The sequence below is a fragment of the Actinoplanes sp. KI2 genome (assembly GCF_025630775.1).
Classification (GTDB): domain Bacteria; phylum Actinomycetota; class Actinomycetes; order Mycobacteriales; family Micromonosporaceae; genus Actinoplanes.
Genome location: NZ_JAOSZE010000015.1, coordinates 86,678 through 108,477, shown reverse-complemented (window position 1 = coordinate 108,477; position 21,800 = coordinate 86,678). Strand labels below are relative to the sequence as shown.

The 21,800-nt window shown below is 71.3% G+C and carries 23 protein-coding genes; 10 read left to right on the top strand and 13 right to left on the bottom strand.

What is annotated here, in order from left to right; translation table 11 throughout:
- Window positions 1–50: 50 nt before the first annotated feature.
- The 4 genes from ODJ79_RS17585 to ODJ79_RS17570 form a co-directional block, all read right to left on the bottom strand.
- Complete coding sequence (locus ODJ79_RS17585; protein ID WP_263024553.1) at window positions 51–938, bottom strand: carbohydrate ABC transporter permease; 888 nt, start codon at window positions 936–938, stop codon at window positions 51–53.
- A 3-nt stretch (window positions 939–941) separates the two neighbouring features.
- Window positions 942–1,883: a carbohydrate ABC transporter permease gene (locus ODJ79_RS17580; RefSeq protein WP_411267330.1), complete on the bottom strand. Its 942-nt coding sequence runs from the start codon at window positions 1,881–1,883 to the stop codon at window positions 942–944.
- 67 nt (window positions 1,884–1,950) lie between these two features.
- On the bottom strand, window positions 1,951–3,333 hold the full coding sequence (locus ODJ79_RS17575; protein ID WP_263024551.1) for an ABC transporter substrate-binding protein: 1,383 nt from the start codon (window positions 3,331–3,333) through the stop codon (window positions 1,951–1,953).
- A 183-nt stretch (window positions 3,334–3,516) separates the two neighbouring features.
- Window positions 3,517–4,503: a LacI family DNA-binding transcriptional regulator gene (locus tag ODJ79_RS17570; protein WP_263024550.1), complete on the bottom strand. Its 987-nt coding sequence runs from the start codon at window positions 4,501–4,503 to the stop codon at window positions 3,517–3,519.
- A gap of 235 nt (window positions 4,504–4,738) precedes the next feature.
- Between ODJ79_RS17570 and ODJ79_RS17565 the strand changes: the two genes are divergently transcribed.
- From ODJ79_RS17565 to ODJ79_RS17545, 5 genes are all read left to right on the top strand, one after another.
- Window positions 4,739–5,155 carry a YchJ family protein gene (locus ODJ79_RS17565; RefSeq protein WP_263024549.1) on the top strand — a complete coding sequence of 139 codons (417 nt, stop codon included), beginning with the start codon at window positions 4,739–4,741 and terminating at the stop codon, window positions 5,153–5,155.
- 40 nt (window positions 5,156–5,195) lie between these two features.
- On the top strand, window positions 5,196–6,050 hold the full coding sequence (gene kynA, locus ODJ79_RS17560; protein ID WP_263024548.1) for a tryptophan 2,3-dioxygenase: 855 nt from the start codon (window positions 5,196–5,198) through the stop codon (window positions 6,048–6,050).
- On the top strand, window positions 6,047–7,270 hold the full coding sequence (gene kynU / locus ODJ79_RS17555) for a kynureninase (RefSeq protein ID WP_263024547.1): 1,224 nt from the start codon (window positions 6,047–6,049) through the stop codon (window positions 7,268–7,270). The genes kynA and kynU overlap by 4 nt, the downstream gene beginning before the upstream one ends.
- Window positions 7,267–8,319: an amidohydrolase family protein gene (locus ODJ79_RS17550; RefSeq protein ID WP_263024546.1), complete on the top strand. Its 1,053-nt coding sequence runs from the start codon at window positions 7,267–7,269 to the stop codon at window positions 8,317–8,319. Before kynU ends, ODJ79_RS17550 begins: the two co-directional genes overlap by 4 nt.
- A gap of 97 nt (window positions 8,320–8,416) precedes the next feature.
- Window positions 8,417–10,732 (top strand): ATP-binding protein, encoded by a 2,316-nt coding sequence (locus ODJ79_RS17545; protein ID WP_263024545.1) that lies wholly within the window; start codon window positions 8,417–8,419, stop codon window positions 10,730–10,732.
- Between the two features lie 2 nt (window positions 10,733–10,734).
- Here ODJ79_RS17545 and ODJ79_RS17540 read toward each other — a convergent pair whose 3' ends face one another.
- The 6 genes from ODJ79_RS17540 to ODJ79_RS17515 all read right to left on the bottom strand — a co-directional run bounded on the left by ODJ79_RS17540 (window position 10,735) and on the right by ODJ79_RS17515 (window position 15,732).
- Window positions 10,735–11,070 (bottom strand): STAS domain-containing protein, encoded by a 336-nt coding sequence (locus tag ODJ79_RS17540; protein ID WP_263024544.1) that lies wholly within the window; start codon window positions 11,068–11,070, stop codon window positions 10,735–10,737.
- Window positions 11,071–11,154: 84 nt separating this feature from the next.
- Window positions 11,155–12,225 carry an NAD-dependent epimerase/dehydratase family protein gene (locus tag ODJ79_RS17535; RefSeq protein ID WP_263024543.1) on the bottom strand — a complete coding sequence of 357 codons (1,071 nt, stop codon included), beginning with the start codon at window positions 12,223–12,225 and terminating at the stop codon, window positions 11,155–11,157.
- A gap of 87 nt (window positions 12,226–12,312) precedes the next feature.
- On the bottom strand, window positions 12,313–12,813 hold the full coding sequence (locus ODJ79_RS17530; protein WP_263024542.1) for a mycothiol transferase: 501 nt from the start codon (window positions 12,811–12,813) through the stop codon (window positions 12,313–12,315).
- 81 nt (window positions 12,814–12,894) lie between these two features.
- A complete protein-coding gene (locus ODJ79_RS17525) occupies window positions 12,895–13,638 on the bottom strand; it encodes a hypothetical protein (RefSeq protein WP_263024541.1) in 744 nt (247 codons plus the stop codon).
- A 14-nt stretch (window positions 13,639–13,652) separates the two neighbouring features.
- The gene (locus ODJ79_RS17520; protein WP_263024540.1) at window positions 13,653–15,017 is read right to left on the bottom strand and encodes an MFS transporter; all 1,365 of its coding nucleotides are present in this window, start codon (window positions 15,015–15,017) and stop codon (window positions 13,653–13,655) included.
- Window positions 15,018–15,129: 112 nt separating this feature from the next.
- A complete protein-coding gene (locus ODJ79_RS17515) occupies window positions 15,130–15,732 on the bottom strand; it encodes a hypothetical protein (protein ID WP_263024539.1) in 603 nt (200 codons plus the stop codon).
- 71 nt (window positions 15,733–15,803) lie between these two features.
- Between ODJ79_RS17515 and ODJ79_RS17510 the strand changes: the two genes are divergently transcribed.
- Window positions 15,804–16,658: a class I SAM-dependent methyltransferase gene (locus ODJ79_RS17510; RefSeq protein ID WP_263024538.1), complete on the top strand. Its 855-nt coding sequence runs from the start codon at window positions 15,804–15,806 to the stop codon at window positions 16,656–16,658.
- Window positions 16,659–16,667: 9 nt separating this feature from the next.
- Here the strand turns inward: ODJ79_RS17510 and ODJ79_RS17505 are convergent, their stop codons facing one another.
- On the bottom strand, window positions 16,668–17,429 hold the full coding sequence (locus ODJ79_RS17505) for a methyltransferase domain-containing protein (protein WP_263024537.1): 762 nt from the start codon (window positions 17,427–17,429) through the stop codon (window positions 16,668–16,670).
- Between the two features lie 53 nt (window positions 17,430–17,482).
- On the opposite strand from ODJ79_RS17505, the gene ODJ79_RS17500 reads away from it, so the two are divergent.
- The 3 genes from ODJ79_RS17500 to ODJ79_RS17490 are packed head-to-tail and all read left to right on the top strand — an operon-like array spanning window position 17,483 to window position 19,624.
- Window positions 17,483–17,899 (top strand): MerR family transcriptional regulator, encoded by a 417-nt coding sequence (locus tag ODJ79_RS17500; RefSeq protein WP_263024536.1) that lies wholly within the window; start codon window positions 17,483–17,485, stop codon window positions 17,897–17,899.
- 37 nt (window positions 17,900–17,936) lie between these two features.
- Window positions 17,937–18,782, top strand: coding sequence for an alpha/beta hydrolase fold domain-containing protein (locus ODJ79_RS17495; protein ID WP_263024535.1), 846 nt, complete (start codon window positions 17,937–17,939; stop codon window positions 18,780–18,782).
- Window positions 18,755–19,624 carry an RNA polymerase subunit sigma-70 gene (locus ODJ79_RS17490; protein ID WP_263024534.1) on the top strand — a complete coding sequence of 290 codons (870 nt, stop codon included), beginning with the start codon at window positions 18,755–18,757 and terminating at the stop codon, window positions 19,622–19,624. The genes ODJ79_RS17495 and ODJ79_RS17490 overlap by 28 nt, the downstream gene beginning before the upstream one ends.
- A 66-nt stretch (window positions 19,625–19,690) precedes the next feature.
- Here the strand turns inward: ODJ79_RS17490 and ODJ79_RS17485 are convergent, their stop codons facing one another.
- Window positions 19,691–20,392: an SDR family oxidoreductase gene (locus tag ODJ79_RS17485; RefSeq protein WP_263024533.1), complete on the bottom strand. Its 702-nt coding sequence runs from the start codon at window positions 20,390–20,392 to the stop codon at window positions 19,691–19,693.
- Between the two features lie 60 nt (window positions 20,393–20,452).
- Here ODJ79_RS17485 and ODJ79_RS17480 point away from each other — a divergent pair, with 60 nt between their 5' ends.
- On the top strand, window positions 20,453–21,022 hold the full coding sequence (locus tag ODJ79_RS17480; protein ID WP_263024532.1) for a TetR/AcrR family transcriptional regulator: 570 nt from the start codon (window positions 20,453–20,455) through the stop codon (window positions 21,020–21,022).
- Here ODJ79_RS17480 and ODJ79_RS17475 read toward each other — a convergent pair whose 3' ends face one another.
- Window positions 21,023–21,745, bottom strand: a complete 723-nt coding sequence (locus ODJ79_RS17475) for a CPBP family intramembrane glutamic endopeptidase (RefSeq protein ID WP_263024531.1) — start codon at window positions 21,743–21,745, stop codon at window positions 21,023–21,025.
- Window positions 21,746–21,800: the final 55 nt, after the last annotated feature.

The window sequence follows — 21,800 nt, the reverse complement described above, 5'->3', positions numbered from 1 at the left end:
ACCGAAGATTTCTGCGGATATTTCGGGGGTTTAACGACCGAGGCAGCGGCCTAGCCTTTGACGCTGCCCGCCGTCAGACCCGACATGATGTTTCGCTGGAAGATCAGGAAGATGACCACGGTCGGGATCGCCGCGATGACCGAGGCCGCGACCACCACGTTCATCGGGGTGCCGCCGGAGAAGGCGTAGATGCCGACGCTCAGAGTGCGGGTCTCGGGCGAGGGCATCACCAGCTTCGGCCAGAGGAAGTCTTTCCACACGTAGGTGACCGCGAAGATCGAGACCACGCCGAGGATCGGGCGCGACATCGGCAGGATGATCGACCAGAGGGTGCGCAGCGGCGACGCCCCGTCCACCATGGCGGCCGCGATCAGATCCTCCGGGATCGAGTCGAAGAACCGCTTGAGCAGGAAGATGTTGAACGCGTTGGCGACCAGCGGCAGCCAGATCGCCCACGGCGAGTCGAGCAGACTGGCGTGCACGAACGGCAGGTCGATCGCGGTCACGTACTGCGGCACGATGACGACCATCGCCGGGATCATCAGGGTGGCCAGCATCAGCGCGAGGACCACGTTGCCGAAGATCGGGCGCAGCTTGGAGAGCGCGTACGCCGCGGCGGTGTCGAAGACCAGCTGGAAGAAGACCGCCCCGACCGCGTAGTAGAAGGTGTTGAACATCAGCTTCGCGAGGTTGAGGTTGCTCCACGCGTCGGCGTAGTTCTTCGTCTCGGGGTGCTGCGGGAACAGCGAGGGCGGGGTCTGCGCAATTTCCTGGCCCGACTTCAGCGCGCCGGTGACCATCCAGTACAGCGGGCCGATGAAGACCAGCGTGAAGATCAGCACGGTGAGCCCGAGCAGCGTCCAGTAGACGAACTTGCCCTTGCCGCGCTGGAGCTGTGCTTGGGAGATGAGCGTGCGGGTGCCGGAGTCAGAGGCCATCGGTCAGTCCTGCTTCGTGGTCAGCCGCACGTAGACGGCGGAGAAGGCGGCGAGAACCAGGAGCATGATCACGCCGAGCGCGGCGGCGCCGTTCAGGTCGTTCTGGAAGAAGCCGTGCTGATAGATGAGGTACGCCACCGACGTCGCCGAGTCCTGCGTGCCGGCGCCGTTGGCCAGGATCAGCGGCTCGATGAAGACCTGCATGGTGGCGACGATCTGGAGCATCGCCAGCAGCGCCAGGATCAGCCGGGTCTGCGGGATCGTCACGTTCCAGATGCGGCGCAGCAGGCCCGCGCCGTCCAGCTCGGCCGCCTCGTACAGCTCGCCGGGGATGTTCTGCAGGGCGGCCAGGTAGATCAGCACCGCGGCGCCCATGTTCATCCAGGTCGAGGCGATCACCATGGCCGGCATCGTCATCGACGGCGACTGCATCCACTGCGAGCTCGGCAGGTGGAAGAAGTGCAGAACCGCGTTGAACAGGCCGGCGTCGCTCGGGTCGTACGCGTAGTACTTGAACAGGAACAGCGCCGAGGCCGGCGGCAGCATCACCGGCAGGTAGACCAGGATGCGCAGGTAGCCCTTGAAGTGCCGGAACTCGTTGAGCAGGATCGCCACCACGAACGGGACGGCGTAGCCGAGGATGAGCGCGAGGACCGTGAAGTAGAAGGTGTTCTTCCAGGCGGTCCAGAAGCTCGGGTCCTGCACGATGCGCACGAAGTTGTCGAAGCCTACCCAGGTGGTCACGCCCCGCTTGGTGTGCTGGAAGCTCATCACGATGCCGCGGATCATCGGGAACCACTGGAACAGGGCGAAGCAGAAGATCGCCCCGATCAGGAACGCGTACCCGGTGAGGTTGTCCCGCAGCTTGCGCCCGCGGCGCGTGCGGGCCGTCCCGGTTCGCGCGTAGACCCGTGGCCGGCGGCTCGTCTCCGGGGCGCTGGTCATCGTTGCCAACGAAAACTCCTGCGATCGAGAAGGAGTGCGGGGGCTTGCCGGCCCCCGCACTCGTTGGTCACTTGTCGGCGGTCAGGAGCTGGTTCGTCTTGGTCTCGGCGGTCTTGAGCAGCTCGTCGATGTTCGCGTTCGGGTTGGTCAGCACGCCGGACATCGCGCTGTCGAGCACCGCGTAGATGGCCTGGGCGTTGACCGGCTCACCCTTGATCGCCACCGGGCTCGCCTCGAAGAGGCCGAAGTTCTCGCTCGGCACGTTCTGGTTCGCCTTGCGCAGGTCGGCCTCCTGCTTCTGGGCGTCGCTGCCGTTGGTGAACAGCAGCGGCTGGGGCAGGCCGACCGGCTGGTTCTGCGGCTTGGCCCGGGCGTAGTCGAACTGGCCCTTGCCCGGGGTCAGCTTCTCGAAGGCGATCCACTTGAGGCCGGCCTTGACCTGGTCGGGGGTGAGGTCCTTGCGGAAGAAGTAGCCCTCGCCGCCGCCGAGCGTGCCCTTGGCCGCGCCGTCCTGGCCGGGCATCGGGGCCATCGCCCAGTCCTGGTACTTGCCCTGGAACTGCTGGACGATCGCGGTGGTGGCGTCCGGCGCGCCGATGAACATGCCGACCTTGCCGGCCGCGGCGTTGGTCAGCAGGTCGGCCCACTGCAGCAGCTGCCGCGAGCCCATGCTGTTGTCGCCGTACCGCATGTCCTTGAGGTTCTGCAGGACCTGCTTGCCCTGGGCGTTGTTGAAGTCGGCCTTCTTGTTGTCGGCGCTCAGGATCTGGCCGCCCTGCGAGTAGAGCTCGGCGGTGAAGTGCCAGCCGCCGGTGTTACCCGCGCTGTAGTCGGCGTAGCCGGCCACCCCGCCGCCCAGCGCGGCGATCTTCTTGGCCGCGGCGCGCACGTCGGCCCAGGTCTTCGGCGGGTTGCTGACGTCCAGCCCGGCCTTCTGGAAGAGGGTCTTGTTGTAGAGCAGACCCATCGAGTAGTTCTTCGTCGGGATGGCGTAGATCTTGCCGTTGTCGGTGAAGACCGCCTTGAGCGCCGGGTCGACGCTGTCCCAGGTCGCGATGTTGTCCTTGGTCGCGTACTGGGTGATGTCCATCGCCTGGCCGGAGTCCAGCACCTGCTGGAGGTCGGTCATGTAGCCGTAGAAGACGTCGGTCATCGTGCCGCCGGTGAGCCGGGCGGTGAAGTCCGGCGGGTTGTTGCACTGCTGGCCGACGCTGACGCTCTTGATGGTGACGGTCGGGTTCTGCTTCTCGAACTCCGCGACGTCGGCGTTCCAGTTCGCCAGCAGGTCCTTCTGGGAGCCGTCCGGCTGGCAGTCGACGGTGATGACCGTCTTGCCGCCGGCGTCCTTCCCCGAGTCGTCACTGCCCTTCGTGGAACACGCCGCGATGCTGAGGCCCAAGCCGGCCGCGACGGCGAGCGCCGCAACCCGTCGGTACTGCGGTACGGACATCTATTCATCCCTTCGGGAAGAAGTTCGTCGTCATGTTTCGTGGAGGTGACGATACAAAGACAAACGATGTCCCGCAAGAAGCCGACTGGATGAAGAAAAAACTCGACGCGACCGCGGAAACCCGGAAACGGCGAAGGGCGGGCCATCGGCCCGCCCTTCGTTAGGAATATTGCCTGGTCAGCCTTAGGGAGCCGGTGCCGTCGACCCGCGCACGACCAGCTCCGGTTCGAACAGCAACTCGTCGGGGGCGACGCCGCTGCCCTCGATCTGGTTGACCAGCAGGTCGACCGCCGCCTGGCCCATCATCTCGATCGGCTGACGCACCGTGGTCAGCGGCGGATCGGTGCAGGTCATCAGCGCGGAGTCGTCGAAACCGACGACCGACACGTCGCGCGGCACCTCCAGCCCGAGCCGGCGGGCGGCCCGGATCGAGCCGAGCGCGAGCACGTCGGAAGCGCAGATCATGCCGGTCACGCCCCGCTCGATCAGGCGGGCCGCGGCCAGCCGGGCGCTCTCCATCGAGAAGTTCGTGCGCTCGACGAACCAGTCGCCGGCCGCGATCTTCTCCAGCCCGGCGAGCTTGCGGCGGGACGGCACGTGGTCCTCCGGGCCCATCACCATGCCGACCCGCTGGTGGCCGAGGGACTTGAGATGGCCGTACGCCTGCTCCACGGCGACCGCGTCATCGGTCGAGATGTGCGGGAAGCCCAGGTCGTCGACGCCGGCGTTGACCATGACGACCGGCATCCGGCGGTCGGTCAGCGCCCGGTAGTGGCTGTGCTCGGCGTCGGCCAGCGCATATGACCCGCCGGCGAAGACCACACCGGACACCTGATGGTCGAGCAGCATCTCGATGTAGTCGCGCTCGGGGACGCCGCCGATCGTGCGGGCGGCCAGCAGCGGGGTGAAGCCACGCTGGGCGAGCGAGGCGGTCACCACCTCGGCGAGCGCCGGGAAGATCGGGTTCTGCAGCTCGGGCAGGACGAGGCCGACCAGCCGGCCGCGCTCGCCGCGCAGCTTGGTGGGTCGCTCGTACCCCAGGACATCGAGCGCGGTGAGCACGGACGCGCGGGTGGCCTCGGAGACGCCGCTGCGCCCGTTGAGCACTCGGCTGACCGTGGCCTCGCTGACGCCCGCCTTCTTGGCCACCTCGGCCAGACGTTTGGTCACGGCGGAATCCTACGTCAGTTTGTTGCAAAAACCGAACCCAACCTTGCAGCCGGATCGGATCCGGGTGGCTGCGCTTGCAGCCGCCGTCCCCGCGCTCGGCTCGGCCTTTCCCCAACGTTGCACGCCGTATCCGGCCACCGGCGGTAGATCCACGCTGAAGCGATTAAGTCGTCGCGCTGCGCGACGACAGCACTTACGCCACGGTTACATAACGTCCGGTGGGAGAATCGACCGCATGGCTCGACGAACCAAGACCGTGACGGCCTGCCCGTGCGGCCGCGGCCTGGCCTACGCCGAATGCTGCGGCCCCGCGCACGAGGGCCACGCGCCGGCCAGCGCCGAGGCGCTGATGCGCTCGCGGTACTCCGCGTTCGCCCTGGACGACGACGCGTACGTGCTGGCCTCCTGGCACCCGGACACCCGGCCGGAGGCGATCGTGCCCGATGAGCACCTGCGCTGGGTCGGGCTGGAGATCATCGACTCGACCGGCGGCGGCCTGTTCGACGCGGAGGGCGTCGTCGAGTTCCGGGCGCACTACCGCGACCACGGCAAGCCCGGCGACATGGTCGAGCGCAGCCGTTTCGTCCGCCATGACGGTCAGTGGGTGTACTGGGGTCCGATCCTTACCGACGGCTCCCTCGCCAATGTCTGATCAGGTGTGCCAATTTTCCGCGGATGACTAGCCTGCAAGGGTGGCTAGCGAACAACGACACCTCGAGGACGGCATCGTCCGGGACTTCAAGGTCAACCTCTCGTACGGGAAGTATCTGCACCTGAACGAGATCCTCAACGCGCAGCACCCGGTCAGCATGCCCGAGCACCACGACGAGCTGCTGTTCATCCTCCAGCACCAGACCTCCGAGCTGTGGCTGAAGCTGGTGTTGCACGAGCTGCGCGCGGTGCAGCGGCAGCTGGCCGCCGACGAGCTGCGGCCGGCGCTCAAGGGGCTCGCCCGGGTCAAACACATCCAGCGCACGCTCACCGAGCAGTGGTCGGTGCTGGCCACGCTGACCCCGAGCGAGTACGCCGAGTTCCGCAGCTTCCTCGGCACGTCCTCGGGCTTCCAGTCGTACCAGTACCGCGCGGTCGAGTTCACGCTCGGCAACAAGGATCGCCGGATGCTGTCGATCTTCAACGACGACCCGGCCGCGCAGGCGATGCTGACCGAGGCGCTCGAGGCGCCCAGCGTCTACGACCAGTTCCTGCGCTACCTCGCGCGGCACGGCTACGAGGTGCCGGCCGAGCTGCTGCAGCGGGACGTGACAATGCCGTACTCGTTCAACGAGGACCTGGTCCCGGTGTTTGTAGAGATCTATAACGACCCGGAGAAGCACTGGGCCGCGTACGAGACCTGCGAGGAACTGGTCGACCTGGAGGAGAACTTCCAGCTCTGGCGGTTCCGGCACCTCAAGACCGTGGAACGGACGATCGGCTTCAAACGCGGCACCGGCGGCTCCAGCGGCGTCGCCTTCCTCAAGGCCGCCCTCGACCTGACCTTCTTCCCCGAGCTGTACGCCGTCCGCACGGAGATCGGAGTACCCCGGTGACCGACGACCTGATCGCCCGCGCCGCCGACCTCGACGCGGCCGACCCGCTCGCCGGGTGCCGCGACCAGTTCCTCGCGCCGGCCGACTTCGACGTGGTCTCGTACCTCGACGGCAACTCGCTGGGCCGGCCGCTCAGGGCGACCGCGGAGCTGATGGAGCGCTTCATCCGGGAGCAGTGGGCCGGTCGGCTCATCCGCGGCTGGACCGACGAGTGGATGGAGTGGCCGCTGCGGCTCGGCGACCGGCTCGGCCGGGTGGCGCTGGGCGCGGCGGCCGGGCAGACGGTGATCGCCGACTCCACGACGGTGCTGATCTACAAGCTGGCGCGGGCGGCGGTCGCGGCCCGGCCCGGGCGCTCCCGCGTGGTGCTCGACACCGACAACTTCCCCACCGATCGGTACGTGTTGGAGGGGATCGCGGCCGAGCGCGGGCTGGAACTCGTCTGGATTTCCACCGATCCCGCTACCGGTGTCCACCCGGCGCAGGTCGCGGAGGTCGTGGACGACCGGACGGCGCTCGTGCTGTTCAGCCATGTCGCCTATCGATCAGGCTGGCTGGCCGACGTCCCGGAGATCACCAGGATTGCGCACTCGGCCGGCGCTCTGGCCATGTGGGACTTGTGCCATTCCGCGGGATCGGTCCCGATTTATCTGGACGAATGGGATGTCGATCTCGCGGTGGGCTGCACGTACAAGTATCTGAACGGCGGACCGGGGGCGCCGGCCTTCGCGTACGCGAAGAAGGATCTTTTGCCGGTTCTGCGGCAGCCGATCCAGGGCTGGATGGGGCACCGGGCGTCCTTCGAGATGGGGCCGGGGTACGAGCCGGCCGAGGGCAGCCGGGCGCTGCTGAGCGGGACGCCGCCGATCCTCGCGATGGTGCCGCTGCACGCCAACCTCGACATGCTGGAGGCGGCCGGGATCGAGGCGGTGCGGGTGAAGTCGCTGCTGCTCACCGGGTACGCGCTGGACGTCGCCGACGAGCTGCTCGCGCCGTACGACGTCGAGGTGGTCAGCCCGCGCGACCCGCAGCGGCGGGGCGGGCACGTGACGCTGCGCAAGCCCGGGTTCGAGGAGCTGCTCGCGCCGCTCTGGGACGGCGGGGTGATCCCGGACTACCGGCGGCCGGACGGGCTGCGGATCGGGCCGGCCCCGCTGAGCACCAGCTTCGGGGAGGTGTATCGGGGGCTGTCGGTGCTGCGGTCGCTGCTCGAGAGGTGACCTCGTACGCGGCCGACTCGGTGTGGCGGGTCCCCTCGTCCGACCTTTCCGGTAAATCGGTTGTGCGGCTCCCGGGCACCCTGCTGCCCGGACTGATCGACGCCCACGTCCACTCCGGTCTCGTCGATCTCGCCACGGTCCGCGCCGGCGGCATCGCCGAGGTCTGGGATCTCGGCAGCGTCCCCGCCACCGTGGCGGCGCTGGCCTCCGCCCCGGCCGACCGGAAACTGCCCACGATCAGATATGCCGGACCGTTTCTGATCGCCCCCGGCGGCTACCCGAGCGACCGCTCCTGGGCCGCACCCGGCAGCTGGCGCGCCGTCGCCTCGCCGGCCGAGGGCGCCGAGGCCGTCCTGGCCGCGCACGCGATCGGCGCCACCCTCATCAAGATCACGGCGCACGCCGGTGGCCCGCAACTGGGCCCGCCGACGATGACCGCGATCGCCGACGCCGCCCACCGGCTCGGCCTCGACGTGGTCGTGCACGCCGAGGGCCCGGGCACCGTCCGGGCCGCCTACGAGGCGGGCGCCGACCTGCTCGCGCACACGCCGTGGACCGAGCCGCTCGACCCCGGGCTGGCCCGCGCCTGCGCCGCGCGGATGCGCTGGATCAGCACGCTCGACATCCACGGCTGGGGCCGGGACACCCCGGAGCGGGCCACGGCCATCGCCAACCTGCGGCTCTTCCTGCAGCACGGCGGGCGCGTCCGGTACGGCACCGACCTGGGCAACGGGCCGCTGATCCCGGGCGTGAACCCGCGCGAGATCCGTGCCCTGCAGGAGGCCGGCCTCTCCCCCGCCGACATCCTCACCGCGATGACCGCCGACGCCCCCGCCGCGATGACCGCCGAAAACCCTGCCGCCGTGACCGCCGACGCCCCGGCCGCGCCCACCGACGACGCCCCGGCCACGCCGATCGGCTACGTCCCGGCTGGGGCGGCCGGCCCGAGCCTGACCTGGGTTCCGGGCGGCCTCGACCTCGATCCGGCGCGATTCGCCGATTCGCTGGCCACGGCCCGGGTGCTGGACGACTCGGTCCGGCCCCGGTAGTCGTTCGTCGTACCACGGTCGGGTGGACTTCCGCCGACCGCCCGACAGCCCGCATATGCTGCCGAAATCGTGCAACAAGGCATCGAGCGAGGCTGATGTGACGGAGTCTGCGAGACCGGGCAACCTACCCGCGGAGCTGTCCAGCTTCGTGGACCGGGTCGGCGAGCGGCAGGAGCTCAAACGGCTGCTGACCGCGGCCCGGCTGGTCACGGTCACCGGGGTCGGCGGGGTGGGCAAGACGCGGACGGTGCTGCGGGTCGCGGCCGAGGTGCGGCGGGCGTTCGCCGACGGCGCGTGGCTGGTCGACCTGTCCGCGCTCGGGCAGGCCGACCTGGTGCCCGAGGCGGTCGCCGGCGCGCTCGGGCTGCGCGACCAGTCGACCCGGTCGCTGGTCAAGATCCTCGCCGAGTTCCTCGAGGCCCGCCGGCTGCTGCTGGTGCTGGACAACTGCGAGCACCTGGCCCAGCCGTGCGCGCAACTGGTCGACGCGCTGCTGCGCTCGGCGCCCGGGCTGCGGGTGCTGGCGACCAGTCGGCAGCCGCTTGCGGTGCAGGGCGAGCACCTCTTTCCCCTGCTGCCGCTCCCGATCTCCCCGGACGGATCGCGCGCGTCCGGCGACCGGGACGCCGCGGTGGTGCTCTTCGCCGAGCGCGCGCGGGCCGCCTCGCCGACCTTCCGGCTGACCGAACACAACCAGGACGCGGTGGCCCGGCTCTGCCGCGACCTGGACGGCATCCCGCTCGCCATCGAGCTGGCCGCGGTACGCACCCGGGCGCTGCCCGTGCAGCAGATCGCCGCGCTGCTGGAGGGCCGGCTCGCCGACCGGTTCGCGCTGCTCGGCGGTGGCGGCGCGGTGGCCGGCCGGCACGAGTCGCTGCGCACCGCGATCGACTGGAGTCACGGCCTGTGCACCCGGGAGGAGAGCCTGCTGTGGGCCCGGGTCTCGGTGTTCGCCGGCGACTTCGACCTCACCGCGGCGCAGGAGGTGTGCGCCGACGATCGGCTCGCCGACGAGGGCGTGCTGCACCTGGTGACCAGCCTGGTCGACAAGTCGATCCTGCTCGCCGAGGAACAGCCGTCCGGGATCCGGTTCCGGCTGCTCGAAACCATCCGCGAGTACGGACTGGGCCTGCTGCGCGCGACCGGCGACGAGCGGCTGCTGCGGCGCCGCCATCGCGACTACTACCTGGGGATGGCCCGCCGCTTCGACGACCAGTGGTGCGGGCCCGAGCAGGTCGTCTGGTACCAGCGGCTCAGCCGGGAGCACGCCAACCTGCGCGCCGCGCTGGAGTTCAGCCTGTCCGACCCGGCCGAGCACGAGGCCGGGCTGAACCTGGTCGCGGCGCTGCTGTTCTTCTGGGTGGCCTGCGGGCATCCGCGCGAGGGCCGGCACTACCTGGATCGGGTGCTGGCGCTGAAGCACCCGTCCGGCCCGACGCTGGCCAAGGCGTGGTGGGTCTGCGGATGGATCTGCGCGATGCAGGGCGACATGACGGCCTCGGAGCGCCGGCTGGCCGAGAGCCGGCAGCACGCGGACACACCCGCCCTGGCCTGGATCTCATACGTATCCGGCATGATCGCCCTGCTCCAGGGCAACCCGATCCGGGCGTTGGTGCTGTCCGAGGAGTCCGAGCGCCTGCATCGGGCGAGCGGCGATTCCGGCATCGGCCTGCTCGTGGCGCTCACCGCGCAGTGCTGGGCGTTGGCCTTCGCCGGCGAGTTCGACCGGGAGTTCGCCGCCATCGAGCAGACCTGGGCGCTCAGCGACGACCATCAGGAACGCTGGATGCGCTCCTATGCCGACTACATGCGCGCCCTCGCCGAGATGGGCCGCGGCAACCCCGGTGTGGCGGTCAGCTACTGCCGGGACGCGCTGCGCTTCAAGCGTCAGCTCGGCGACAGCACCGGCTGTGCGATGGCGGTCGACGTGCTGGCCACCGCTGCGGCCGCGCTCGGGGAGGCCGAGCGGGCGGCCGGCCTGCTCGGCATCGCACACCGCGCCTGGGAGACGGTCGGCCTGCCGCAGCTCGGCTCGCCCGACCTGGTCGCGGCCCGAGCGGCGGTGGAGAAGCAGGCCCGGGACAAGGCCGGCGACCGCGCTTTCGACGCCGCGTACGCCGCCGGGCTCGACCTCGACCTCGGGGCGGGTATCGAGTACGCCCTCGGTGAGCCCGACCGGACGGGGCCGCCGGAAGTGACGCAGCGGGCCGGGAACTGGGCGCCGCTGACCCGACGTGAGCGCGAGGTCGCCGCGCTCGTCGCCGAGGGCCTCACCAACCAGCAGATCGCCGGCCGGCTGCTGATCGGCCGGCGCACCGCGAACACCCACATCGAACACATTCTCACCAAGCTCGACTTCACGTCCCGCGCCCAGATTGCCGCGTGGGTCGCGGCCCAGCAGCGCGAGACGTGAAGTCAACTGCCCGGCTCGGCAAGCAGGCGGCGTTCAGGGGACAGCGCGAACACATCCTGGAAGCCGAGCACGGCGACAATCCGGCGGGTCTGCAGCGGCGCGTTGCTGACCGTGAGCGCGCAGTCCGCGGCGGCCGCATCGAAGTGCAGGTCGTAGAGGGTACGGACGCCGGTCACGTCGATGAAGTCCAGCCGATGCAGGTCGAGCTGGAGGGTGGCCGGGTGCGCGCCGAGCAGCATCGCGCGCACCCGGCCGGCCAGCACACCGGCGTTGTTGACGTCCAGCTCACCCGAGACGGCGAGCCCGGTCGGGGTCTCCTCCACCCGCAGGAATGTCATGCCCCCGATCCTTGTCGACCGGCGGCCGGTCCGAATCGGTCACCTGACCGATACGGGAGCGAAATTCACGCCGCCGGCCCCCGGTCAGGCCTTCCAGACGTCCTGGTTCGCCTCGTACATCTCGCGCAGGATGGCCGGGACGTCGTAGGTGAGCTTCCACTGCGGGTAGTGCGCCTGGAAGCGGGACAGGCCGCTGATCCACCACTGGTGGTCGCCGATCCGGTTGTCCTCGACGTAGTCGGTCCGCGCCTCGAGGCCGGTGATCTCGGAGGCCAGCTGGAAGGCCTCGAGCACCGAGCAGTTCGAGTACCGGCCGCCACCCATGTTGTAGACCTCCGCGACCCGGGGAGCACGGTAGAACGCCTCGAAGGCGGACACCAGGTCACTGGAGTGGATCGCGTCGCGGACCTGCTTCCCCTTGTAGCCGTAGATGTGGTATTGCCGTTGCTCCATCACGCAGCGCATCACGTACGCCAGGAAGCCGTGCAGCTCGGCGGCCGAGTGGCCGGGGCCGGTGAGGGTGCCGCCGCGGAACACGGCGGTCGGCATGTCGAAGTAGCGGCCGTACTCCTGGACCATCACGTCGGCGGCCACCTTGCTGGCGCCGAAGACCGAGTGCAGGCACTGGTCGATCGACATCGTCTCGTCGATGCCGCCGTACCACTGGTGGTCCTCGGGGAGCTCCCAGCGGGTCTCCTGCTCGATCAGCGGCAGCGAGTTGGGCAGATCGCCGTAGACCTTGTTGGTCGAGGTGAAGATGAACGGCGCCGTCGGGCAGTGCCGGCGAACCGCCTCGAGCATGTTGAGGGTGCCGGTGGCGTTGACGTCGAAGTCGGTGAACGGCTCGCGGGCGGCCCAGTCGTGCGAGGGCTGGGCGGCGCAGTGGATGACCAGGCCGACCTCCTTGCCCAGAGCGGCGAAGAGGTTGAGCAGCCCGTCGCGGTCGCGGATGTCGACGTCGTGGTGGGTGTACCGCTCGCCGACCTCCTTCCGCAGCCGGTCGAGGTTCCACTTGGTGGAGCCGTCCTTGCCGAAGAAGTAGCCGCGCATGTCGTTGTCGACGCCGACGACGTCCATGCCGAGACCGGCGAAGTGCCGGACCGACTCGGAGCCGATCAGGCCGGCCGAACCGGTGACGACGACCACACTGCTCATCAAAGACCTCCGCGAAATCTGCATCGGAACGGGCCCGAGGCTACCCGGTGTCCGCACGCTGGGTGACGGCCGGGCACGTGTTCGGCGTCAGAGGAGTCCGCGGACGTACGCGGCCTGGCCCACGTGCTGGGCGTCGTCGTCGGCGACGCTGACCAGCCGGACACCGAGGGTGACCGGCGGATCCCAGGCGGTGTCGACGACCCGGTCGAGGTCGTCGTCGGTGAGGCCGGCCAGGTAGGCCATCGTGCGGTCGTGCACGGCGCGGAAGTAGTCCTCCAGCGCCTGCGCGTTTTCCGGCGCGACCATGGCGACCTGGCTCGCCGTGTGCCCGTACCCGGTGTCGGCCGGGTCGTTCTTCAGGCCGAAGCGGGCGGCCCAGTCGCCGCTGCCGTAGAGCTGGTCCTCGCCCATCGCGTCGGCGAGGTGGTCGTCCTGCACCCGGGTGAGGTGCCAGATCAGCCAGCCGATCGAGTTCGCGCCGGGCGCGGGGGCCCAGCGCAGCTGCTCGGGGGTGAGCCCGTGCACGGCGCTGTGCACGAGGCCGGGAAGTCGCCCGAAGGCGTCGGTCAGGATGTCCTTGGCGTCCATGTGCTGCTCCGTCCCGTTGGCTCCGGGTACCGAGTATTCCCCCGCGCTCTCGGCCGCGTCGGGCTTCCCGCCGGACCGGCCCTACGGTTGCGCGCTGCCGATGGGCGCCGGGGTGCCGCCGCCGGTACCGGCTTCGCCTTCGTTGGTACCGCCCGTGGCGCCACCGGTGCTGCCCGGATCGCCGGTGCTGCCGGGGTCGCCGGTGCCGCCGGTGGCCGGCGCCGGTGACGAGCCGCCGGTCGGCGCGTCGGTGGGCTGCCCGGTCGGGGCCTGCGTGGTCGGGGACTGTGTCGCGGCCGGCCCGGTGGTCGGCGACTCGCTCGGCGTACCACGGGGTGATTTTTCGGTTTTTCCGCTCTTGTCGCCGAAAAGCGATGAAACCGTCGACCGGTCGCCGTTGCCGCCCCGGGTCGCGTCGGCGATCGACCGGCCGGCGAACAGCTCGGCGGCGGTCAGCGTGCCGACGGCGATCACGAACACCGCCCCGGCCACCACGGCGACCCGCTTCCAGCGGACCTTCCGCGGCGAGGCGTCCATCGCCGGCAACGCCATCGTCGTGGCGGCGGCCGCCACCGGAGGCGTGCCGATCGCGGCCGGCGCCGCCGTGAACGTCCCCTGCAGTTTCCTCCTGCCCTTGTGGATCGACCGGGTGTAGACCTCGGTGCCGACCGATCCGATCACGCTGGCGACCGCGGCCCCGGCGAGCGTGCCCGCCACGCCGAGATACGAGCCGACGACCGCCGCGGAAAGTGCCGCCAGCACGCCGGCAATGGTCTTCGGGATGTCGATGCCGGACCAGATGCGGTCCGGTTGGTGCTCAGTCATGTCCTCCTCGGTCCCTACTCGTGTCCGCCACCTCTGTCGCCGGTCAGCGTCTTCGCCTTTACCGCTCGTCCCGCGGCTAAACCCCGCCGCTCGGCGAGCACCTCGCGCAGCGGGCGGACCACCACGCCCTCGGCGGCCAGGTGCCGCCGAGCCAGCCTGCGGTTACGCAAGATCGCCACGAGCCCGATGGCGAAGATGAGGTATTGCACACTCATAGCGATCTTGAAGTCGTCGATGCCGTAGTCGTTGTGGCCGCCGGTCCGGGCGTCCAGGATCAGCCCGATGAACTCGATGGTCACCAGCGACGCGACGAAGCCACCGACATTGACCACCCCGGTTGCGGTGCCCAGCCGGCTGGGCGGGTTGAACGTCCGCGCGTAGTCGAAGCCGATCATCGAGCCCGGCCCGCCGGTGCCCAGCGCGACCACCAGCAGCACCAGCACCGGCAGCGGCGCGCGGCCCGGCCAGCACAGCACCAGCCCCCAGGCGCCCGCGTTGACCGCGATGATCCCGAGCACCAGCCAGGACCGGCGCAGCGGGTGGCGCTGCACCAGCCACCCGACCATCGGCCCGGCCGTCATGCCGGCCAGCACGAACAGGGTGAGCAGCGAGCTCGCCGTCTCCCGGTCCAGGCCCTCGCCGGCGATCAGGAACGGGAAGCCCCACATCAGCGCGAAGACCGTGCCGGTGAACTGGGTGGTGAAGTGCGACCAGAGCCCGAGCCGGGTGCCCGGGTGCCGCCACGCGCCGGCCAGGTCGGTGCCCAGCTGCCGCATCGTGATCGGCGCGCCGCTGGAGATCTTCCGGTGCGGCGTGTCCCGCAGCGCGGCCAGCGCCACCACGGCGACCAGGAGGCCGGCGCCGGCCGCGCCGACGAACGCGGTGGTCCAGCCCGGCCCGGCGAGCAGGGCCGCCAGCGGTACGGCGGAGAGCACCTGCCCGGCCTGCCCGACGAGCCCGGTCAGCTGCGTGACGATCGGCACCCGCCGGGGCGGGAACCAGTGCGGCACCAGCCGCAGCACGCTGATGAAGGTCATCGCGTCGCCGGCGCCGACCAGCACCCGGGCCGGCACCGCGCCGCCCACGCCGTCCGCGGTGGCCATCAGCACCTGCCCGACAGCCATGATCAGGCCGCCGCTGACCACCAGGCGCAGCGAGCCGAACCGGTCGAGGAGCAGCCCCACCGGCACCTGCAGTCCCGCGTAGACGAGAAGCTGAAGCACCGCGAAGGAAGCGAGCGTGCCCGCGCCGATGTGGAAGCGGTCCTGCGCGTCGAGGCCCGCTACGCCCAGCGAGGTGCGGTGCAGCACGGCCATGATGTACGCGGCGAGGCCGACGGCCCATACCGCCCATGCCCGCCGGCCGGGTCGCAGGGGCATGGGCCGCCTTTCCGTTCGCTTCGCACACGTACGGAAACAAGCCTTCTACGCGGGCCTGGCCCGGACAACGCATCGGGACCTGGACCACACGTGCCGCTGGTCACCCCGCCGGTCAGAACTGAGGAAAGTCGCCCTGGTGGTGGCCGAAGAGGGTGTCCATGATCAGCATGCCGCCGATGGTGCCGGCGCCGGCCGCGAGCGCCGTCTTCCACCACGGCGTGGCGTAGTAGCCGGCCGGCACCGGGCGGCCGTTCACGTATCCGCCGGCGTAGTAGTACGGCGTCTGCGCGGTCGCCCGCGGGCCAACCCGATAGCCGTTGATCTCCTGCTCCTGGTCGATCACGCCGGCCCGGGCCGAGGCGAGCGGGGGCAACTCCGGGCCCGGTTCGATGCCGAGGGCGAGGCGCGCCGCCCGCACGTAGGCCAGGCCCTCCAGCGTGGTCTCCCGGGCCAGCTGGTACTGCATGACCGTGCGGGCCCGGGAGATCTGCGCCCCCGCGGCCTGATACCGCTCGGCCGCGTCGGTCAGCGCCTGGCGGGCGGCCCCGCCGTCGTCGCGCAGGTCGAGCAACTGGCCGCCGAGCCGCTCGTACCAGCGGAGCGCCTCGGCCCGGGTGTCCGCGAGCACCCGTTCGTTGACGGTGCCGCGACGCCCGCCGGCCAGGAACACCGACGCCCCGACCCCGATCAGCAGGAGAAGCAGCAGAATCACCATGGTTGGACGGTAGGTCGGCGGCCTGGAGCGTCGCCGTGCATCGGCTGTGCGGCTGCTGTAAGACTGGGCGGATGACCGAGCGTCGCGCGAGTCGCACCGCGGTGACGGTCTGCCAGGCCCGGGCGGTGGCGGACGGCCGGATCGCGCCGGGCCGCTTCGCGGACCCGACGGCGATGCCGCTGCTGCGGGCGGAGGAGCAGGCCGAGGTTCATCGCGTACGCGAGGGGCGGCCCCCGAAAGGCATGGCCGAGCGTTTCCCGTACGAGATGGTGCGCGGAGCCGCCGACATCATCGTGCCCCGGACGGTGGCGATCGACGACGCCGCACGAGCGGGCGCGGCGACCCAGGTGGTGATCCTCGGGGCGGGCCTGGACGGGCGGGCCTGGCGCCTCGACGTGCCGGGCGCCACCTTCTTCGAGGTCGACCACCCGGCGTCCCAGCAGGAGAAGCGCGATCGCGCGACGAACCTGACCGGCGCGCCACCCATCTATGTGCCGGTCGACTTCGCGCACGACGTGCTCACCGACGCGCTGGAGGCGGCCGGCCACCACGCCGACCAGCCGACCACCTGGATCTGGGAGGGCGTGGTGCCCTACCTGACCCGGGACGAGGTGGCCGCCACGGTCGCCGCGATCGCCGCGCGCTCCGCCTCCGGCAGCCGCCTGATCGTCAATTACCAGCTGCCGTCCTGGATCGGCGAGGTCGTCCGCAAAATCATCGGCCGGGTCGCCGGCCGGCAGAACCCGTGGGCCGCCGAGCCGTGGCTCTCCACCTGGTCGGTCGACGAGATGTCCCGCCTGCTGGCCCTGCACGGCTTCGTCGTGCGCTCCGACCAGGACCTGCTGGAGATCACCCAGGATTTGGGCGTACGCCTGGGCCGGCGCAACTCGATGCGCAGCGGTCGGGTCGCCGTCGCCGAGCGCTGACCACCGCGGTCAGCGGGTCGCGGCGGCCAGGAACATCGGGATGGCCAGGGTCAGCCGGCCCGCGGCGGCCCGCTCCCGCTGCTCGTCGAGCCACCCCTTCAGCTCGGCGTCGGTGATCGCGCCGGCGTCGCGGGCGGTGGTCGCGTGCTTCTCCAGCAGCGACACCGTCGGCGGGTCGGTGAAGACCGCGGTGTGTACCTCGAGCGTGGCCTCCCGGAAGCCGGCGTCGAGCAGCAGCGTGCGGTAGGAGCGGGCGATCCGCGGGCGCGGGATGGTGTCGGCGCGCGCGGCCACGATCCGGCGGGTCAGCTCGCCCTGGTCGGAGTCGACGAGCATGGTGTCCCAGTCCTGTCCGACCAGCACGATCCGGCCACCGGGGGCGAGCACCCGCCGCGCCTCGGCCAGCGCCGCCGCCGGCTCTTGCAGCATGTGGTAGACCTTGTCGGCCCGGTAGCCCAGGGCCGCGCCGTCGTCGAGCGGCAGCGCGGTCACATCGGCGGAGCGCAGGTCCAGCTCGGGAAATCTCGCCCGCGCGGCGGCCAGCATGCCCGGGTCGAGGTCCACCCCGATGGCCCGGCAGCCGCGCTCGGCCAGGTCGGCCACCGCCCGGCCGGCCCCGCAACCGACGTCCACCACGGTCGCGCCCGGCGGGGGCCGCAACAGCTCGTAGCCGCGCTCACGCAGGGCGACCGCGCCGGGCAGGCGCTCGGCCACGTCGAGCAGGCGGATCAACGACTCGGTATCGGTGTATGCGCTGTGCGTCTCGGCCATGCGCCCATCGTGCGACTTAAGGTCGACCTGAAGTCAACCGTTGGGGGTGCCCGGTGGAGTACACGATCGGCGAGCTGGCGGCCCGGGCCGGCGTCGCCACCCACGTGCTGCGCCACTGGGAGGACGTGGGCCTGCTCGCGCCCGCCCGCCGGGTGGCCGGCCGCCGCGTCTACGGGCCGGCCGACCTGAGCCGGGTGGCCGAGATCCAGATCTGCAAGGACGCCGGGTTCAGCCTGGCGGAGCTGCGTGAGCTGTTCGACGCGGCCGACCCGGCCGACCGGCGGGCGCTGCTGCTCGCCCAGCTGGAACGGGTACGGGAGCGGATCGAGCGGCTGACGCTGTCGGCGACCCTGCTGGAGCACGGCCTTCGCTGCCGCCACGACGACTACCAGAGCTGCCCGCAGTTCCGGTCGATGGTGCTCTCCCGCCTGGACGGGGTGCCGCTCGCGAAGGCCCTCGACCACCCCTGACCGATTCCTTTGGGCCGGGTGCCGGGTCTGTACCGGCATGGATGCCATCGAAGAGCTGTATGCGGAATGGACCGCCGGCACCGGCCGCGGCGGGGGCGACCACTGGGGTGACGTGACCGGCGAGCCGGGCGGCGTGGACTACCTCGAGGTCTCGGCCGGCGGGGTGCCCGCGATGTGGCTGCGGCCGCACGACGCCGCGCCGGGGCGGGCGATCATGGCGGTGCACGGCGGCGGGTTCGTCGGCGGGTCGCTCTACTCGCACCGCAAGATGTACGGGCACCTGGCCAAGGCGGTCGGCGTGCCGGTGCTGCTGACCACCTACCGGCACACGCCCGAGTTCCGGTATCCGGCGCAGCTCGACGACGTGGTCACGGCGTATCGGTGGCTGCGCGCCCAGGGGCTGCGCACGGTGCTGGCCGCCGACTCGGCCGGTGCCCAGCTGGTGGTGTACACCGCGTTGCGGGTGCCGGGGGCCGAGGCGCTGCTGCTGATCTCGCCCTGGCTGGACACGGATCGGGCGCTCGCCGCGGCCAGCTACGACACGAACGCCGCCACCGACACGTTCTTCACCCGGCCGATGATCCGGGCGCTGATCGACGCGTACCTGCCGGACGGGGTGAGCGGCACCGACCCGGCGGTGAACGCGTTCCACGCCGACCTGAGCGGGCTGCCGCCGGTCTTCGTCCAGGCGGGCGGGGCCGAGGGGCCGCTCGGCGAGGGCGAGCGGCTGGCCGAACGGGTCGCCGACGCGGGCGTGGAGGCGCGGCTCGACGTCTTCCCGGGGCGGCTGCACTCGTTCCAGATGGCGGCCGGATACTCGACGGAGGCCGACGAGGCGATCGGGAGGTTCGCGGCGTGGACACGGCCGAAGCTGGGACTCTGACCGAGGCCTTCGACCGGGAGCGGCGGGGGCTGCTCGCGCACGCGTACCGGATGCTCGGGGCGCGGGACGACGCCGAGGACGCGGTGCAGGAGACCTACCTGCGGGCGCTGCGCGGGTGGAACGGCTTCCGGCAGCAGTCCTCGGTGCGGACCTGGCTGTACCGGATCGCCACGAACGCGTGCCTGACCGCGTTGGACGGACGTGGGCGGCGGGCGTTGCCGAGCGGCGCGGACGGGGCCCAGGGGTGGATCGGGCCGTTCCCCACCGACCCGGCCGACTCGGTGACCGAGCGGGAGAGCGTACGGCTGGCCTTCGTCGCCGGTTTGCAGTACCTGCCGGCCCGGCAGCGGGCCGTCCTGCTGCTGCGCGACGTGCTGGCGTTCTCGGCGGCCGAGACCGGGGAGATCCTCGGTCTGTCGGTGCCGGCCGTGAAGAGCGCGCTGCAGCGGGCCCGGCAGCGGATCGACGAGGTGGCGCCGCGCCGCGACGAGGTGCTCGAGCCGGACGACCCGCGGGCCCGGGAGCTGCTCGCGAAGTACATGGCGGCGTGGGAGGCGGCCGACCCGGTGGCGTTCCGCGAGGTGCTGCGGGCCGACGCCTCGATCCAGCAGAGCGGCTCGGCGACCTGGGCGTCCGGGCGGGACGCATGCCTGGACCTCGCGGTGCCGGCGATGGGCGCGCCGGGCGATTGGCGGATGACGCCGGCGATCGTGAACGGGCAGCCGGGGGTCTCGGTGTGGTGGCGTGGCGACGCGTACGGGATGGCGGTCCTGACCCCGACGCCGAGCGGAATCCTGGCGATCACGCTGTTCCCCGATGCCGCCCTGGTCCTACCGTCCTGAGGTGGACTTCGACTGCCAGGCCCTCTTCGACGCGCTCGACGCGCCGGAGAGGGCCTGACCGGTGACTCAGGTCAGGGCGGCGATCCGGGCGCCGCCGTCGGCCTCGACCACGGTGCCGGTGAGGTTGGGGTTGGTCGCGGCCAGCGCCACCACCTCGGCCACCTCCTCGGCCGTCGCCACCCGGCGGGTCGGCAGCTGCCGGGCCACCTGCTCGAAGTAGAACCGGCGCTGCTCCGCCGGCATCCCGCTCCACCAGGGCGTGTCGACCACACCGGGCGAGACGCCGTTGACCCGGATCGGGGCCAGCTCGTTGGCGAGCGGCCTGACCATCGCCTCGACCGCGCCGTTGATCGCGGCGAGGCCCGCGGTGCCGGGCATCGCGGCCCGGGCCGAGATCGCGCCGATCAGCGTGATCGAGCCGGTCGGGGCGAGGCGCGGCAGGACGGCGCGAATGGTGGTCAGGTGCGCCCAGAACTTGCCGTCGAAGGCCCGGCGCAGGGTGGCCACGTCGAGGTCGGCGATCGGGCCGGCGCCCTCGGCGCCGCTGAGCGCGACGACCAGCCAGTCGATCGGCCCGATCTTGTCGACCACGGCGGCCATCTGCTCGGGGTCGCCGCCGTCGGCCCGGTGCGGGATCAGCTCGGGGTCGATCGGCCGCTCGGTGCGGCCGACGACGTGCACGGTGGCGCCGCGCTGCCGGAGCAGGCGGGCGGTCGCCAGCCCGATGCCGGAGGTCCCCCCGACGACCAGACTCGTGTGCTCGGTCATGTCCGTCCTCCAATTTCGAACCGGTCCGTCTCGGTTCGTTTCAACGCTAGCATGATCCCCGTGACGCGCCCAGGCCGTAAGAGAAGCGAGGAGAGCCGGCAGGCGATCCTGACCGCCGCCGCCGAGTTGGTGGCCGAGGTCGGGTATGCCGGGCTCAGCATCGAGGGCATGGCGGCGCGGTCCGGCACCGGCAAGCAGACGATCTACCGGTGGTGGCCGTCCAAGGCGGACGTGCTGCTGGAGGCCCTCGCCGAGAAGGCCGACCTGCACATACCGATCCCGGACGAGGGCAGTTACGCCGCCGACCTGCGGGCCTTCCTGACGGCCAGCTTCGCGCTCGGGCGGACGCCGCAGGTGATCGCGGTGCTGCGGGCGCTGATGGCCGAGGCGCAGATCAACCCCGAGTTCGGCGTACGGTTCCGGGCCGGGTTCCTGCACCGGCGGCGGGACGCGCTCGGCGTACTCGTGGATCGCGCCCGGGCCCGCGGCGACCTGCCACCGGTACCCCGGCCCGCCACCGTCGCCGACCTGGTCTTCGGTCTGATCTGGTACCGGGTCCTGGCCACCCGCGACCCGATCGACGACGACCAGATCGACGAGTTGGTCACGCTGCTGACGGGCGCCGACTGATCAGGCGAAGCGGACCGTGGTCAGCGCGGCGGCGATCAGCAGGCCCATGCCGTTGGTGGCCCAGTGCAGGGCGGCCGACGCCAGCAGGCTCCCGCTGCGCCGGCGCAACTCGCAGAGCAGCGCGCCGGCCAGCGCGGTGAAGGCGACCACGCCGAGCACGGTGAGCACCCGGCCGGCCGCGTCGGTGCCGAGGACCGCGCCGACCGCCTGGTTGGCGTGGTTGAGGCGCAGCGACGGGAGGACGTGCCAGAGTCCGAACAGGACCGAGGACGTGATGCTCGCCCAGGTGGCGCCGCGATGCCGGTTGACCAGGCCGAGCAGTACCCCGCGGAAGGCGACCTCCTCCAGCAGGACTGTGCCGAGCGGCACGACGATGAAGGCGGTCATCAGCGCGGCGCTCAGGTGCAGGTGGTACCGCACGTCGTGGAACGCCGGGCGGGTCCACGGCAGCGCGACGCCGACCGCGTAAACGATGCCGACCGCGACGATCGCGCCGATCGCGTACTTGAGGCCGGGCAGCAGGGTGCGTTTCGACAGGCCCAGGTCGTGCCAGGTGAGTCCGGCCCGGCGGGCGAGCAGCACCAGCGCCAGGGCCACGACGGGACCGGCGATCAGTCCGGTGTGGGGCGGGCCGTACTTGTCGGCGACGTTGACGGCGGCCAGCACGATGAGCACGGCGCCGAGGACGAGCAGTAGTCGCCTGCGCGACGGGTGGGAAGACATCCCCGACGAAGCTACCCGCGCGCGGCCCGCTTCAACCATGCGGGCCGCGCCACAA